We start from the raw sequence: 17,478 nt of genomic DNA on the forward strand, positions 1-17,478 counted from the left end.
AATTGGAGCCGTTCTTATGGACCTACATGATGAATGGATTTATTCTTCAAGAAAATACATCAATTTTGATAAGTAGAAATGGTAAAAACATTGTATAGCATTTTACACAGGAGTCTGGACTTGACTATTTTAAAGCCAATAAAAATTTACTATCAGATTCAACAATTAAATTAAATAGTGCAGCCTGGCAATCTCCTACAAAACATTTATTACAAGTTAAACAAAATAATGGTGGTCTAACTGTACAGTTGCCAAAATCAGTTTCTAATCAATTTAAAGATTTGTATTTTGAAATGGATTTAGAATTACTTTCGCCGGATAAAGCTCATGATGTTAAAGTGAATGAATATACACAAGAAAGAAATAAACTCACTTATAAATATCGACGCTTTGTAACACCCGTAACAATACGCATTAAAGCTTCAGATAGGATTAGATTATCATTGCCTAAAGGTAAGTATCGTGTAAATTTAAAAGGGATATACGGCGAAGATTATACCACGCTTAAAGACGCTTCAAATTCATTAGAGGCTGTCAAAGTTAGTAAGACAAAGCAAGGTTATACTATTACTAAAAATAAAAATTCATCTGGGTATATTGTTTTGCCAACAGCATATAATCAAGGTATGAAAGCGACATCAGGTGATCAAAGTCTTAAAGTTGAACAAGTAAATGGTGTTATGACCGGCATTAAAGCACCTAAAAATATAACAAAGATTCAATTGAGCTATGCCCCACCATACTATTATTTACTTATAACAATTACTATATTTGGCATTATATGTAGTATTATTTTCACGAGATGGGCAAGACAAAAATAATGTAGCTACGCATATATTTAATGGGAGTGGGACAGAAATGATATTTTCGCAAAATTTATTTCGTCGTCCCACCCCAACTTGCACATTATTGTAAGCTGACTTTCCGCCAGCTTCTATGTTGGGGCCCCGCCAACTTGCACATTATTGTAAGCTGACTTTTCGTCAGCTTCTGTGTTGGGGCCCCTGACTAGAATTGAAAAAGGCTTGTTACAAGTGCATTTTCGTTCAGTCAACTACTGCCAATATAACTTCGTAGAGATAGAACATTGATTTATGTCCCAGCCTTTTGTTTATATAACCATTTTGAGCAAACACGTTATGAATAGAGAAGGAATAAACAATTACATTATCAACTTTACATTAACTAAACAGCAAAAAAAGCCATCTATATCACTCCATAAAAGTGACCTAGATGGCTTTATTGTTTGAGTCGAATTTGACTCATACATAGCTTTGTTTAAATGCTGATTAACGAATTTCTTGGATTCTAGCAGCTTTACCACGTAAACTACGTAAGTAATATAATTTAGCACGACGTACTTTACCACGACGTTTAACTTCGATTTTTTCAATTTTTGGTGTGTGTAATGGGAATGTACGTTCCACGCCAACACCTGATGAAATTTTACGAACTGTAAACGTTTCAGAAACGCCACCGCCACGACGTTTAATTACAACGCCTTCGAATACTTGGATACGCTCACGAGTACCCTCAATGATACGTACGTGTACACGTAAAGTATCACCAGGACGGAAACTAGGTAAGTCTGTACGTAATTGTGATTTAGTTACTGCTTCGATTAATTTGTGATTTGTCATTATAAATTCTCCTCTTCAACCTATGTTCTTGCCTCGACAAATATATAGCAGCGGATCATAGTGATTTTTGTGTTTCCACACTCAGATTATGTTAGCACAATACTAACCTTTTTTCAATCCTATTTTATATCTTTCTAATATTTGCTTATCTGCATTAGTTAATGGATATTTTTCAATTAAGTCAGGTCTTTTATTATATGTGCGGATCAACTTTTGCTCATGTCTCCATGCATCAATATTGGCATGATTTCCAGACAATAAAACATCTGGAACTGTTAGACCCTTAAATTCACGCGGACGTGTATATTGCGGAAACTCTAATAACCCATCTGAAAATGAATCGTCTTGATGTGACTGTTCATTACCTAAAACACCTGGAATCAGTCTAACAATAGCATCAGTCATGGTCATCGCTGGCAATTCTCCACCAGTTAAAACATAGTCACCCATTGATATTTCATCTGTGACAAGATGTGTTCGGATACGTTCATCGTAACCTTCATAATGTCCGCATATGAAAACGATGTGGTCGGCCTTGCTTAATTCAACAGCTTTCTGATGTGAAAATGGCTCGCCTTGTGGACACATTAAAATAACGCGTGTTTGTTCTGTGACATCTAAGTCTTCCATCGCATTAAAAACAGGTTCAGGCTTTAACACCATACCTTGTCCGCCACCATACGGATAATCATCTACTTGGTTGTGCTTGTTAATTGCATAATCTCTAAAATTAACCGTATTGATTTGTAATTTATTGTTTTCTTGGGCACGTTTCATAATTGAATGATTTAAAACACCATCAAACATTTCAGGAAATAAAGTTAAATAATCAATTTTCATTAATCCAACAATCCTTCCATTGGCGTGATGATAATTTTTTTATTTTCAACATCCACTTCTTTTACAACATCAGCAATATAAGGAATCAAATATTCTTTAGATCCTTTAATCACCCACACATCATTCGCACCTGTTTCAAATATATTAATTACACGACCTATTGGTGTTTCTTGATCATCAAAAACTGTACATCCTATAATATCTGAATAATAAAATTCATTTTCCTCAAGTACGATATCTTCATGATCACGCTCTTGATAAATAGAACTCCCTTTTAAATGCTCAATATCATTAATATTATTAATACCTTCAAATGTAAGCATATGAAGCCCTTTATGCACTCTATGTGACTTAACAGTATATTCAAGGTCGTTATTGTTATGCACAACTGTCAGCACTTGACCGGGTTGAAAACGAACGTCTGTAAAGTCTGAATTGGATTTTACTTTAATTTCACCTTTAATACCATGTGTGTTAACAATTTGACCAACTTCAACTCTCATTCTATTACCTCCAACTCTATGCTTTGAACACTTCTATTTTAATTGAAAATAATTCAAAGAAAAAGGGCACCATTATGGTACCCAATACGTTCTATATTACTAACATGTGATATTCCCAACGTATCATTGAGTAATAACTGTCAGTGTAAACGAGTTATTCTTATTGTTAGAACAATTTTACGCTAAATTACTTAGCTTTCTTTTGTTCGTCAAATTTTTTCATAATACCTTCTTTTGATAAGATATTGTGAACTGTATCAGTTGGTTTCGCACCATCATTTAACCATTTTAAAGCTAACGCTTCGTCAACTTTAATTTCTGGAGCATTAGCGCTCGTTGGGTTATAAGTACCGATTTGTTCGATGATACGTCCGTCACGTGGAGAACGAGCATCTGCTACTACGATACGATAGAATGGATTTCTTTTTGAACCTAAACGTGTTAAACGAATTTTAACTGCCATTTATAAAATCTCCTTTAAGTCATGTTTTAATTTTTATTTTCTACAAGAAATAATATTAACAGGTGTGTGAATGTTTGTAAAGAGTTTTTTCTTTACCAGGAAAATTATTGAACCTTTTTCTTACAATAATAACTATGTGATTACTAAATTAGACTGTTAATAGGTTATAAAAATTCATAGTAGCCTTCACCACATACGTGTTTAGTTAATTTATCCCGTAAGGACATGAATGGTACCACTTCTACCGCACACATTCCCCCAATATAACTTATTAATATTAGCAACAATAACCTCATGTTCTAGCAAATCCGCAATTTCAGTTTTTAATTATTATTGTGTATCTAAAAATATGCACCCCATAAAGTTATATTCTTTAGTATAACTTTCGGGATGCACATCTCATTGCAACAAAAATCAGCGTGTTATATTAAACATTAAAACGGTAAATTCATACCTTTTAACATATTTTGCATTTGATTGCGTTTACCTTTTTTACCTTTACCGCCACCAGTGAATTGTTTCATCATTTTCTTCATATCGTTAAATTGTTTCATCAAACGATTGACTTCTTGTAATGAACGACCAGACCCTTTAGCAATACGCTTTTTACGTGATACATTCAATGTGTCTGGATTGTTTCTTTCAGCCGGCGTCATTGACTGGATAATCGCTTTAATATGATCAATTTGCTTTTCACTCATATTAAGCTTATCTAGCCCTTTCATTTTATTCATACCTGGAATCATTTTCATAATATCATCCAGTGGTCCTAGATTTTTCACCTGATCAAGTTGTTCTAAAAAATCATCTAAAGTAAACGATGACTCACGCATCTTTTTCTCTAAATCTTTTGCTTTTTCTTGATCCACATCTTGTTGCGCTTTTTCAATTAAACTTAACACATCACCCATACCTAAAATACGTGATGCCATACGTTCAGGATGGAATAGCTCTAAACCATCTAACTTTTCACTCATACCAACAAATTTAATTGGTTTTTGTGTCACCGAACGAATAGATAAAGCTGCACCACCACGTGTATCACCATCTAATTTAGTTAAGGTAACACCTGTGACATCAAGTTGATCGTCAAAAGATTCTGCAACATTGACAGCATCTTGACCCGTCATTGAATCGACAACTAACATAATTTCGTTTGGTTTAGCAATGTCTTTTACTTCTTTTAATTCGTTCATCAATGCTTCATCGATGTGTAATCGACCTGCTGTATCAATGATTACAAAGTCTAAATGTTCTTCTTTAGCATGTTTTAATGCATTAGTTACAATTTGTTGTGGCTTTACTTGATCTCCTTCACTGTATACAGGAATATCAATTTGTTTCCCTACTGTTTGTAATTGATTTATCGCTGCTGGACGATAAATATCTGCTGCAACTAACATAGGTTTTTTGTTGTATTTTTTACGCATCAATAATGCTAATTTACCTGCAGTTGTTGTTTTACCAGCACCTTGTAAACCAACCATCATAACAACAGTAGGTGGTTTATTTGACATATTAATCGACGTATTTTCTCCACCCATCAACTGCGTTAATTCATCTTGAACTATTTTAATAACTTGTTGCCCTGGTGTTAATGATTGCATTACATCGGAACCTAATGCGCGTTCTGATACTGTTTTAATAAATTCTTTTACCACTTTAAAGTTTACGTCAGCCTCAAGTAACGCTAATCTTACTTCACGCATCATTATCTTTATATCAGCTTCAGTAAGTTTACCCTTACCACGCATTTTTTGCATCGTCGCTTGCAAGCGTTCTGATAACCCTTCAAATGCCATATCGATGTCCTCCCTCAATTTATATCTATTCTAAGTCTTCTAATTGTTGAATATAACGTTGTATTTGTTCTGGATTACTTAAATGTTGTTTCATTTCATCATATATTTCTCGGCGTTGCTCAAATTTCTGGTATAATTCCAATTTCTTTTCATAATCTTCAACTAAATCGCCAGTTCTTCTTATATTATCATAAACTGCTTGTCTACTCACATTAAAAGTATCTGCGATTTCACTTAAAGAATAATCTTCAAGATAAAATAATTCCAAATAATTACGTTGTTTATTCGTCAATAAGGATTGATAAAAATCAAACAAATAATTCATTCGTAACGTTTTAACTAAATCATTTTGACCCATGATTATCGTCCTTTTCTTCTGTTACAATTTGATCATTTTCAACTGTTGTTATTTCTTCATTTTGTTCAATCATATCAGCGAATAAGCCGTAGACATAACTTTCAGGGTTAAATGGTTGTAAGTCATCTAATTGCTCACCTAAACCTACATATTTAACTGGAATGTGCAATTCATTACGAATGGCTAATACGATACCACCTTTGGCTGTACCATCTAATTTCGTTAATACAATACCTGTAACATTTGTTACTTCTTTAAAGTTTCTAGCTTGTGACAACGCATTCTGACCAGTTGTAGCATCTAAACATAGTAATGCTTCATGAGGCGCATCTGGCACTGCTCGATTAATTACACGCTTAACTTTTTCTAATTCTTGCATTAGATTTGTTTTATTTTGTAAACGTCCAGCGGTATCACAGATTAAAATATCAACACCTTTGTTTTTAGCGGCATTAATCGCATCATACATAACAGCAGCTGGATCAGAACCTTCACTTTGGCTAATTACGTCTACACCAACACGTTCGCCCCAAACTTTCAATTGATCAATAGCACCCGCTCTAAAAGTATCGCCCGCAGCTAACATTACTTTTTTACCTTCCATTTTATATCGGTAAGCTAATTTTCCAATTGTTGTTGTTTTACCAACACCATTCACACCAACCATTAAAATGACATTTAAACGACCATCTTCTAAGTTCATAGCTTCTGAATTATCATCTTCTTGATGGTAAATCTCTACGATTTTTTCAACAATGACTTCACGCAAATCTTCAGTATCTTGAATATTACGTCGTTGTGCTTCCATACGTAATTCTTCAGTTAACGTCATCACTGTATTAAAACCGACGTCTGCAGTGATTAACATTTCTTCTAAAGCTTCAAAAAAGTCTTCATCTACTTTACGATATCTCGCTATCAAATTATTTAATTGTTCTTGGAAATTTTGACGAGATTTTTCGAGTCCTGCTTTAAATTTAGCACCCATTTTTTGAGCTTCAATTTCTTCAAAATCTTCAATTGATATTAAGCCATCGTCATCAAAATCCGCTTCACTCAACTTGCGTGGCTTCTTTTTCACTTCAGCATTTTCTGCTAAATCATTTGCGTCCTGCGTTGAACTTTCAGAATGTGTATCTTCTAATTTGTCTTGACCTTGTTCTTCTGTTAAGGATTTAACTTCTTCATTTTCTTTATTTGTTGCAAACTTATCTTTTAAGCGTTTAAAAAAGCTCATTATTGCTCCTCCTTCAACACATCATCTATTGTATTTAAATTCACACTCACAAGTTTAGTAACACCTGATTCTTGCATTGTTACACCGTATAACCTATCCGCAAATTCCATTGTTCCTTTACGGTGTGTAATAACAATGAATTGTGTTTCGTCTGATAACTCATTTAAATATTTTGCGTATCTAATAACATTTGCTTCATCTAGTGCAGCTTCAACCTCATCTAATATAACAAAAGGTGCAGATCTTACTTTTAAAATTGCAAATAGTAAAGCAATAGCAGTTAATGCACGCTCACCACCACTCAGTAACGATAAATGTTGCAACTTTTTACCCGGTGGTTGTACCACAATATCAATACCAGCTGTTAAATAATCGGCTTCAGTTAATTGCAATTCTGCATCGCCTCCACCAAACAATTGTTTGAACACAGCTGTAAAATGTCCTTGAATAGCATGGAAAGTTTCTTTAAATCTTTCAGTAACCTCTTGATCCATTTCACTTATAATTTGCTCTAATGTTTCTTTAGCTTTACGAAGATCTGTACGTTGTTCACTTAAAAATGTATAACGTTCATTTAACTCTTCAAATTGTTCAATTGCATTTAAGTTTACAGGACCTAGTTCATCAATCGACATCTTCATTAACTTAACTTTTTTACGTAATGCGTCAATCGATTCATCACTCGTATATTCAGATTTCGCACGTTCAACAGTCAATTGATATTCATCATTTAAATGATCTATCGCATGATGAATTAATACATCTAGCTTTGATTGTTCAGCTTTAATATCTTGGTAGTGATTTTCGATAGCTAAAATATCTTGGTGACAAACTTGTAGTTTAGCTTCTTGCGCATCGATTTGTTCATTCAACTCAATACGTTGTTGTTTCAATTTATCTAATTCATCAGATAAGCGTGTTCTCGTTTCTTGTTGACCATTAATTTGATCTTTAATATTTTGAAAAGCTTGTTCGCCCATCACTTCATCCGAATTAAACAATGCAATTTTTTCTTTAACATCTTTTAATTGATGTTTAGTTTGTTGATTTTGATTATTTAATCGATCTATTGTCTGTTGTTGTGTTTTAATACGCTCTTTAACCACAGCAAGATCAGATTGTTTCTGATGTAACGTTTGTTGTGTTTTAGTTACGCTTTCCTTACCTTCTTTAGAAAGTTTTGTGTAGCGTTCAATTTCATCTTCTAGTCGTTTTAAAGATGCTTTAATACTTTCTAAATGAGTTTCTTTTTCACTCAAAGTTTGTCGACTTTTGTCACTCGTATAACCATCATTTTTTTCAAATTCGAATTCTTCATGATCATTTTTTATTTGTGTTTCTTGTGTAGTTAATCTATCGAGCTCCATTTCAAAATGATGCACTTGCTCTTTAAGTGTATTATGCTTTTGACTTTTTTCAAAATACAGTTCACTTAATTGATCACTTTTTATCTTCAACTCTTTAAATTGTTGTTCAAATGATTCTGTTTGACGCAAGTAATCTTCTAATTGGTGTCTCATTGTTGTCAACTCGTCTTTTTGAGACAGAATACTTTTGGACTTACGAGCGCCACCACCAGTCATAGAACCACCAGGGTTTACAATATCACCTTCCAAAGTAACAATACGAGTTCGATATTTAATCGCACGTGCCAATTCATTTGCATGCTTTAAATGATCAACGATAATCGTATTACCTAATAAATTCCCGATAATATTTTGATATTCTGGTGCTACTTTAACTGCTTCCGAAGCAATACTAATAAATCCGTTTGCCTCTTTAGCAATAGATTTAATATCAGTCGCTACCACTCTACTCTGTATAACATTTAATGGTAAAAACGTCGCACGACCTAAATTACGTTCTTTTAAAAATTGAATAGCCTGGCGTCCATCTTTTTCTGAATCTACAATGACATGTTGTAATGAAGCACCTAATGCTGTTTCAATTGCCTGAGTTAATTTAGATGGCACATCAATAATTTCCGCAACTGCACCATGAATACCCTTTAATTCTTTATTTTTAGCTTTCAAAATATGTTTGACGCCATTGAAAAAATAAGTATATTCTTCCTCTTGCGTTGCCAAACTATCAATACGTGTTTTCATTTTTTCGGTATATCGATATGCTTGATACAATTTCTCTTCGTATTCATTTTGTGCTTTTTTTGTATCAGTGAGATCTTTTTCTATATTTTTAATTTCTTTATCTACAGCAGAAAGTTCTTTGTTGGTCTGTTGATATTCTTTTTTTGTCGTTTTTATTTGACCCTGAATATCTTTCAATTGCTCAAAAACTTCAACTAATCGAGAATCTAGTCTTGATTTTTTAGCCTCATTCTCTTCTATAGTATGCTTTAAAAAACGAATATCATTGTTAACATCTGATTGCTCTGACATTAATGTATAGTATTCGTTTTTAATTTCTTCCAATTTTTCATCATGTGCTTCGTCTGAAACATAAAGTTGTTCTTCAAGTTCACGAATGACAGCATTGAGTTCTTTTTGTTTACTTTTCAGAGACTTATAAGTATCTTGAGCTCCAGAAATCTCATTTGATATATTTTCTAAAAGCTCCATTAAATTTTCTTGTTCTTCTTCATATCGTGCATTTGTTTCAGATTGATTTTTCTTACGTTCTTCTAAAACATTTAATTGTCCCGTATATTTTTCAAAGGCTTCCGTAGCTTTTACTAATTGATAATTAAGCGATTCAACATCATTATCAAGTTGATGACGTTTACCTTTATATTGTTGAATTTGTTGGCTTAAACGTTGTTTGTCAGCTTCTTTATTTGCTTGTTGGCCTTGTAAATCATTTAAACGTTGATCTAATTGTCTATTGTCATTTGTATATTGATCAATATCGTGCACTGTAACTACAATGTCACTATGTTTCATTTGATGTGAAAGTGTCTTATATTCTTTAGCTATAGCTGCCTCCTCTTTTAGAGGTTCTACACGACCTTCCAAATCATATAAAATGTCTTCTACTCTCGTTAAATTATCTTCTGTTTGGTCAAGTTTATTTAATGATTCAGCTTTACGTTTTTTATATTTAAGTACACCAGCCGATTCTTCAATAATTTGACGTCTATCAATTGGTTTAGCATTTAGTATTTCATCAACTCTACCTTGCGAGATAATGCTATACGCTTCTTTTCCCAATCCAGAATCTAAAAATAAATCGGCAATATCTTTTAATCTTGCACGGTCATTATTTATGTAGTACTCACTTTCACCACTTCGATACAATCTTCTTGTTACAATAACTTCGTTTTCATCAACACTGAGCTTTTTAGAATGATTATCTAATCTTAACTGTACTTCAGCATAATTTTGAGCTTTGCGATGTTCTGCACCTGAGAAGATAATATCTTCCATTTTTGAGCCACGTAATGATTTAGCCGATTGTTCACCCAACACCCATTTAATAGCATCTGTAATATTACTTTTACCGCTTCCATTTGGACCAACAATTGCAGTTACACCTTTATCGAATTGAACATTGGTTTGATCTGCAAAAGACTTAAATCCAATGGCATCTATTGATTTTAAATAAACCATCCTAAACTCCTTATCACAATTTTAAAGAACACATGTATACGATATTTTAGTATTTGTATATTAAATTTCGAAGTTGTTCCATAAAATATTAAAAATTCTTCCTTAAATCCTAAATCGAACACCTATATGTCGTATCATATAAATTTCTATTTAATTTGTTTTAATTGCTTATAGGCACTTTCAGCAGCACGTTGTTCTGATTCTTTTTTCGTTTTCCCTTTACCTTCAGCTATTGCTTCCCCTTGCAGAATAACTTCTGAAGTGAATAGACGATGATGTGCCGGTCCCTCTTCTTTTATTAAATTATAGGTTACATCACCTTTATTTTGCTGGTGCACATATTCTTGGAATTGTGTTTTAAAATCTACCACGCCTAATAACTCATTTTGTTCTACATGTGGGAAAATGACTTTCTCAGCAAATTTCCAAACTATATCTAGTCCTTGATCCAAATACAATGCCCCAATAAATGCTTCGAATGCATCTGATATTAATGATGGTCTTGTACGTCCCCCTGTTTTCTCTTCACCTTTACCAAGTAAAATCATTTCGTTCAATCCAATTTTATTCGCAAATATTACAAGTGAGGGCTCACATACAATAGTGGCACGCATTTTTGTTAAATTCCCTTCTGGCAAGTTGGGATGTTTATCAAATAAATATCGTGAAACCGTCAATTCTAATACCGCATCACCCAAAAACTCTAAACGCTCATTATGGTCTAAACGATTCATATTAAAATCATTAATAAAACTCGAATGCGAAAATGCTTGTTGGTATAAATCAATATTTTGATAAGTAAAGCCTAACTCTGTCATTTTAGTATCAAAGCGCTTTCTAAAACGATTAACTATCTCACTTTTCTTTTGTTTAGACATTATTTTATCTCCTTTATGTGTTGCTCTTGAATCATCTTTAATTTTACGTTAAAACTATTGATAATTAAAGAAAAAAACTGAGTCGACAATACTGACGACCCAGATGTAAGATTTATTATTTTTCAAGACTGTTAATAAATTTAACAGCATCACCAACAGTGTTGATTTTTTCAGCTTCTTCATCAGGAATTTCAGTACCAAACTCGTCTTCTAATTCCATTACTAATTCAGCGATATCAAGTGAGTCAGCGCCTAAATCATCTTTGAAAGATGCATCTTCAGTTACTTTATCAGCGTCTACACCTAAACGGTCAACGATGATATCTTTTACTTTATCGAAATTTTCCACGTCGATTCACCTCCTTTAAAAATGCCTATACATAGACTATTATATTTTCCCATTTTAAATTCTAAAAAACAAGTAGAAATTTTAGAAACACTTATCAATTTATTGATTAGTGTTTCTTATGCATGAGCTTTAGCTCAAGCGTTCCTCTAATCTTCTTATCAATTTATTGATTAGTGTTTCTTAGGGAGAAATTCTCGAACCTTATCTAGGTTGCTTAGAATTTCCCCCGCAAAGTTGACTAGGTCAGGCAATTCTCCATTGGATGACCAGTCAACCACTGCGTCAATTAGCTTTAGCTCAGGCGTTCCGCTTATCAGTTATCAATTTATTGATTACTACGTCTTTATCTTGAGCTTTAGCTCAAATATATTACATGTACATTCCACCATTTACATGGATTGTTTGACCTGTAATATATTTTGCTTTGTCTGATGCTAAGAACGCTACTGTATTAGCAATATCTGTGTCTTGACCAAAACGTGCTAACGGAATTTGAGTCAACATTTGTTCTTTAAGCTCATCACTTAAAGCATCTGTCATATCAGAAACAATAAAACCAGGTGCAACTGCATTTACAGTGATACCACGAGATGCTAATTCACGCGCCGCAGATTTAGTTAAACCAATAACACCTGCTTTTGTTGCAACATAGTTTGCTTGTCCCGGATTACCTACTGCTCCAACAACACTTGATAAATTGATGATAGCACCACTACGTTGTCTTAACATTTGTGGTGTTGCTTTTTGGATACAGTTAAATACACCTTTTAAGTTTGTGTCAATAACATCATCCCACTCTTGTTCTTTCATACGCATTAATAAATTATCGCGAGTAATACCTGCATTATTTACTAAAACATCTAAAGAACCAAATTGGCTAACTACTTCTTTAATCATTGCTTTAACTTCATCAGCATCGGCAACATTTGCTTGAATCGCAAAACTGTCAACACCTTTAGCTTTGATTTCTTCGACTACTGCTTCAGCTTTCTCTTTGCTGCCTGCATAGTTTACTGCTACATTATATCCTTCTTCTGCTAATTGTAACGCAATACTACGTCCAATTCCTCTTGATGCACCTGTTACTAAAGCACTCTTAGTCATTTTCATTCCATCCTTTCACATCTTCTAAAGTTTGAATTGATGTTAACTTAACATCTCTATTTATTTTTTTAATTAAGCCAGATAAAACTTTTCCAGGACCAATTTCAATAAAATGATCAACACCTTGGTCTATTAGCCATTCTGTTGAGTTAATGAATTGTACTGGTGAATATAATTGCTTGACCATATTAGATTTAATTACTTCTTTGTCAGTTTCACCTTGCGCATTTACATTTTGAACTACAGGAAACTTAGCATCACGCCATTCAAATTGATTAATATAACTTGAAAAATCTTCTTCAATCACTTTCATTAGCGATGAATGGAATGGACCAGATACTGCTAAAGGCATGACACGTTTTGCACCTAATGATTTACCTTTTTCTACTAGCTCATCAATTAAAGCTTTGTGACCTGAAACAACAATTTGACCTGGGCAATTAATGTTTGCTGGTTCAATTATTTTGTCATCAGATGATAATGACTTACAAATTTCATCGACTTTATCAAAATCTAAGCCCAATACTGCAGCCATACTTCCTACACCAGTAGGAAATGCTTGCGCCATTAATTGACCACGTTTTCTAACAATTTTAACTGCATCTTCAAATGATAATACGTCAGCTGCAACTAAACTTGAATATTCACCTAAACTATGCCCCATAGTAAAATCAGGATTCAAATTTTTTAGCGCTGCTAATAATGCCGAACTATGCGTCAATAAAGCTGGTTGCGTGTTTTCAGTTTCACCCAATTTACCTTCTTCATCAGTAAACATTGTCTCTAAAATATCAAAGTCTAACGTCTTTGCTGCTGAAGTTAAAATTTCAGTTGCTTGATCATTGTTATTAAACAAATCTTGTGCCATACCAACTTTTTGGGCACCTTGTCCCGGAAAAATAATTGCTGTTTTACTCATTTGATTCACCTACAGTCTCTTTCATTGTTTGTACAATATTTTGTTCTCCTGCGATTTTCGCTTGTCTAATTGCAGAATAAAAAGCTTTAGCATTTGAACTACCGTGTGCTTTAACTACAGTACCTTCCAATCCTAATAATACTGAACCACCGTATTCTGAGTAATCCATCTTTTTAGCGAATTCTGCTAAATCTTTCTTCAATATTGCACCTGCTAATTTATTTTTAGTACTACTCATAATCGTATCTTTTAACATTTTACCGATTGATTTTGCAGTACCTTCTAAATTTTTAAGGACCATGTTCCCAGTATAGCCATCGGTAACTACAACATCTGTATCGCCATCCATTAATGTCTTCGCTTCAATATTCCCAACAAAATTCAATGAATGATCTTGATTTAATAACTCATATGATTTTTTCGTTAAACTATTACCTTTAGCTGGCTCGGTACCTATATTTAATAATGAGATTTTCGGATTATCAATACCTCTGATTTTTTGAGCATAAATATCCCCTAGTTGCGCATACTGTAATAAGTGTTCAGGTTTAGCATCAGCATTTGCACCAACGTCTAAAAATACAAAACCTTTTCCATCAATCGTTGGCAATGTTACTACTAAAGCCGGTCTAGCTACACCTTTAATACGTCCAACAATGAATAAACCAGCTGACATTAAAGCACCAGTATTACCTGCTGACACACATCCATCTGCTTCACCAGATTTCACAGCTTCAGCCATTTTTACCATTGAGCTATCTTTTTTACGTTTAATCGCTCTAACAGGCTCATCTTCCATTTCAATCTTTTCAGAACAATGTCTAAATTCGATTCGTTCATGGTTCAGATTATACTTTTTTTCGTCACCGAAAAGTATAATTTCTAGATCTTTAAAGTCTTCAACAGCCTTTTGTACGGCTTCTAATACGATATCAGGCGCATTGTCGCCACCCATCATATCAATTGCTAATTTAACCATAATTTTATCCTCGCTTATCATAAAACATTTTAAAATTTCCTTTGAAAACTAATGTATGTTTAACATATGACTTTACTTCGACGTAATAATGTTTTGCAGTTTGATTTACAACTCGTGCTTCTGCTCTTACCGTATCATTTAATTTTACTTTTTCAATAAATTGAATGCTACTCTCATGAGTTAAAACTGTTGGTTGCTTAATTAGCGCAACACATAACGAATTTGCCTGAGCAAACAGCACATGACCACGCGCAATTCCAGTTTTATGAAAAACAGAATCCGATGTAATATCTAAAATTGATTGCGCTTTAACATTTGGATTGACTTGAATCAAATCACCAATAAATTCTTGTTCTTCAATAGAACTTATTTGGTCATAATTCTTTTCAGCAACTAATTTAATACGCTTCCTTAATTCTGGTATGTTTAAATAAGTGCGATCTAAACGAATTGTTTGTATACTCACTTGAAATAAGTCGCTTAGTTCATGGTCTGTGATGAAGGGATTGCTATCAATTTGTTGTCTGATTGCTTCTCTACGTTTATCTTTCTTTAGTTTCAACGTCTCACCCCTCATTTTTTAGTACCTAGTCTTAAACATTCCTCACATATCATAACACTTTCTATTTAACCGACTCAACAAATAACTGTATTATTTAGCTATTATTTAGTCGGAAATTTATAAATTGTTAAAATACCACTTTACATTTAAATAGTTCAAGTGTCATATCACTCAATTAACGAAGTGTTGCACTCAAATTGACAAATCAGCATGGTAATTAGTCAAAACTGCGATGTAATAAATTTTCTTCAACAAAATGACGTAAATGTTGATACGTATTTTCAAAGAATACGCCAGATTGAATAAGTTCAGCTGCTTCATCACGAGCAACTTCTAACATACGATAATCTTCAACTAAATTGGCAACTAAGAAATCTGGCAACCCACTTTGTTTAACACCAAAGAAATCTCCAGGACCACGCATTTCTAAGTCTCGTTCACTCAATTCAAATCCATCCGTTGTTTGTGTCATAATTGTCATTCTTTCAATTCCTGTTTCTGTTTTAGGGGATGCAATTAAAACACAGTAACTTTGCTGGTCACTTCTACCTACACGACCGCGTAACTGATGTAAAGTTGATAATCCAAAGCGATCCGCATCATAAATCATCATAAAAGTTGCATTCGGTACATTAACACCTACTTCAACAACAGTAGTAGAAACTAAAACATCTATCTCATGATTACTAAACTTTTGCATGACCTCATCTTTTTCATCGGCAGATAACTTACCATGCAATAACCCTACACGGGAAACACCATAATACTGTTGTAAAGACTCGTACAATGCGACAACATTTTGAACATCTTCGAGATGCTCAGAACTTTCTATTAGCGGGCAAATGACATATGCTTGACGACCTTTTTTCAACTCTGAGGTCATTTGCATCAAAACTTTATCGTATTGCTCATGCTTTGCCCAAGTAGTAATGATAGGTTTACGACCTTTTGGTAATTGTTTAATTGAAGACACATCCATCTCACCAAAAACTGATATTGCTAGTGTTCTTGGTATCGGGGTTGCTGTCATAAATAACACATTCGTCATTGCACCTTTTTCTCTTAAAAGCTGGCGTTGATTCACACCAAATCGATGTTGTTCATCTGTAATTACTAAACCAACATTATGGAAAATCACATCATCTTGAATCAAAGCATGGGTTCCAATTAAACAATCAATCGTACCATTTTCAAGTTGTTCTAAAAGTATCTTTCGTTTCTTACCTTTTACTGACCCAGTTAACAATGCAACGTTCATAGAATCTCCAAATAAAGCCATTAAACTTTCAGCATGTTGCTCTGCTAAAATTTCAGTTGGTACCATCAATGCTGATTGATAACCAGCCGTTTTTAACGCATACATACAAATTGCAGCAACTACTGTTTTTCCTGAACCTACATCACCTTGAAGTAATCGATGCATACGTATTGGTGCTTTTAAATCTCTAAAAATTTCATTAACACTGGATTTCTGTGCTTCAGTTAGTTCAAAAGGTAAACGATCAATAAATGATTTAACTTGGTCTAAGCCATAATCAATTTCAATTGCTTCGTCAGATGACTTTTCTAATCTATTTAGCCATTGCATACGTAATTCGAATAAAAACAGTTCAGTAAATGCATAGGTTCTACGAGCACGTAATAAATCCTCTTTACTTTTAGGATGATGTAATGTGTTCAAAGTAAAGTCCAAGGTCTCTAATTTATATTTTTCTCTTAGTTCATCAGTTAACCATTCATGAATTGTCACATCATTTAACGCTTGTCTAATTTGGTCTCGTATTTGCTTTTGTTTAATACCTTCCTTAATACGATAGACTGGTTCTAATTGAACATCTGCGTTTTCTTGAGTTTGTGTCCCTTGTGAATTAAAGAAAACCCTATTACCAGTAATTTCCTGTTTAACTCTATTCCACTTACCTTTAACAGTTATAGTTTGATTTAATTCGATTTTCTTTTTTAAATACGGTTGATTGAAAAAAATACATTTGACAGCAATATTATTTACCATTAAATGAACGGTTAATTTTGAATTATTTCTTCCAAAAAATGCAACTACTGGAGCTGTATATACTTGTCCTTCTATCGTAACGTTAGATTGATCTTCTGCTTGATTCAAATCAATCACTGTATTATCTTCATATCTAGTTGGCAAATAAAGAACAAGATCTTCCACTGTATGAATATTTAGTTGTTGCAATACTTCTATTTTCTTAGGACCTATACCTTTTAATTGTAAAAGAGAATATGGACTTTCTATTAAGTTTACTTTAGCCAA

The 17,478-nt window shown here is 33.4% G+C and carries 15 protein-coding genes and 1 pseudogene; 1 reads left to right on the forward strand and 15 read right to left on the reverse strand.

The window, feature by feature from the left end; all coding sequences use genetic code 11:
* Window positions 1–125 precede the first annotated feature (125 nt).
* Window positions 126–821: pseudogene (gene yfhO / locus IDG66_RS04955) on the forward strand (lipoteichoic acid-specific glycosyltransferase YfhO); the annotation flags it as partial.
* A 468-nt stretch (window positions 822–1,289) separates the two neighbouring features.
* Here the strand turns inward: yfhO and rplS are convergent.
* The 15 genes from rplS to recG form a co-directional block, all read right to left on the reverse strand.
* Window positions 1,290–1,640: a 50S ribosomal protein L19 gene (gene rplS / locus IDG66_RS04960; protein ID WP_000181404.1), complete on the reverse strand. Its 351-nt coding sequence runs from the start codon at window positions 1,638–1,640 to the stop codon at window positions 1,290–1,292.
* A 102-nt stretch (window positions 1,641–1,742) separates the two neighbouring features.
* Window positions 1,743–2,480 (reverse strand): tRNA (guanosine(37)-N1)-methyltransferase TrmD, encoded by a 738-nt coding sequence (gene trmD / locus IDG66_RS04965; RefSeq protein ID WP_000687328.1) that lies wholly within the window; start codon window positions 2,478–2,480, stop codon window positions 1,743–1,745.
* Entirely contained in the window at window positions 2,480–2,983 is a 504-nt protein-coding gene (rimM, locus tag IDG66_RS04970; RefSeq protein ID WP_001261987.1) for a ribosome maturation factor RimM, read from the reverse strand. The genes trmD and rimM overlap by 1 nt, the downstream gene beginning before the upstream one ends.
* 187 nt (window positions 2,984–3,170) lie before the next feature.
* Window positions 3,171–3,446 (reverse strand): 30S ribosomal protein S16, encoded by a 276-nt coding sequence (gene rpsP / locus IDG66_RS04975; protein ID WP_000268754.1) that lies wholly within the window; start codon window positions 3,444–3,446, stop codon window positions 3,171–3,173.
* A 434-nt stretch (window positions 3,447–3,880) separates the two neighbouring features.
* The gene (gene ffh, locus IDG66_RS04980) at window positions 3,881–5,248 is read right to left on the reverse strand and encodes a signal recognition particle protein (protein ID WP_000863479.1); all 1,368 of its coding nucleotides are present in this window, start codon (window positions 5,246–5,248) and stop codon (window positions 3,881–3,883) included.
* 25 nt (window positions 5,249–5,273) lie between these two features.
* Window positions 5,274–5,606 (reverse strand): putative DNA-binding protein, encoded by a 333-nt coding sequence (locus IDG66_RS04985; protein WP_000531320.1) that lies wholly within the window; start codon window positions 5,604–5,606, stop codon window positions 5,274–5,276.
* Complete coding sequence (gene ftsY / locus IDG66_RS04990; RefSeq protein ID WP_000007693.1) at window positions 5,593–6,843, reverse strand: signal recognition particle-docking protein FtsY; 1,251 nt, start codon at window positions 6,841–6,843, stop codon at window positions 5,593–5,595. Before ftsY ends, IDG66_RS04985 begins: the two co-directional genes overlap by 14 nt.
* The gene (gene smc, locus IDG66_RS04995; protein ID WP_000262712.1) at window positions 6,843–10,409 is read right to left on the reverse strand and encodes a chromosome segregation protein SMC; all 3,567 of its coding nucleotides are present in this window, start codon (window positions 10,407–10,409) and stop codon (window positions 6,843–6,845) included. Before smc ends, ftsY begins: the two co-directional genes overlap by 1 nt.
* 146 nt (window positions 10,410–10,555) lie before the next feature.
* A complete protein-coding gene (rnc, locus tag IDG66_RS05000; RefSeq protein WP_000043237.1) occupies window positions 10,556–11,287 on the reverse strand; it encodes a ribonuclease III in 732 nt (243 codons plus the stop codon).
* 115 nt (window positions 11,288–11,402) lie between these two features.
* Window positions 11,403–11,636: an acyl carrier protein gene (locus IDG66_RS05005; RefSeq protein WP_000426914.1), complete on the reverse strand. Its 234-nt coding sequence runs from the start codon at window positions 11,634–11,636 to the stop codon at window positions 11,403–11,405.
* A 369-nt stretch (window positions 11,637–12,005) separates the two neighbouring features.
* Complete coding sequence (fabG, locus tag IDG66_RS05010; protein WP_000167269.1) at window positions 12,006–12,740, reverse strand: 3-oxoacyl-[acyl-carrier-protein] reductase; 735 nt, start codon at window positions 12,738–12,740, stop codon at window positions 12,006–12,008.
* Window positions 12,733–13,659, reverse strand: coding sequence for an ACP S-malonyltransferase (fabD, locus tag IDG66_RS05015; RefSeq protein ID WP_000047343.1), 927 nt, complete (start codon window positions 13,657–13,659; stop codon window positions 12,733–12,735). Before fabD ends, fabG begins: the two co-directional genes overlap by 8 nt.
* Complete coding sequence (gene plsX, locus IDG66_RS05020) at window positions 13,652–14,638, reverse strand: phosphate acyltransferase PlsX (RefSeq protein WP_000239748.1); 987 nt, start codon at window positions 14,636–14,638, stop codon at window positions 13,652–13,654. Before plsX ends, fabD begins: the two co-directional genes overlap by 8 nt.
* 4 nt (window positions 14,639–14,642) lie before the next feature.
* The gene (gene fapR / locus IDG66_RS05025) at window positions 14,643–15,215 is read right to left on the reverse strand and encodes a transcription factor FapR (RefSeq protein ID WP_001548538.1); all 573 of its coding nucleotides are present in this window, start codon (window positions 15,213–15,215) and stop codon (window positions 14,643–14,645) included.
* Window positions 15,216–15,417: 202 nt separating this feature from the next.
* Entirely contained in the window at window positions 15,418–17,478 is a 2,061-nt protein-coding gene (recG, locus tag IDG66_RS05030; RefSeq protein WP_001151517.1) for an ATP-dependent DNA helicase RecG, read from the reverse strand.

The sequence above is a fragment of the Staphylococcus sp. EG-SA-18 genome, assembly GCF_017151825.1.
Taxonomy (GTDB): domain Bacteria; phylum Bacillota; class Bacilli; order Staphylococcales; family Staphylococcaceae; genus Staphylococcus; species Staphylococcus aureus.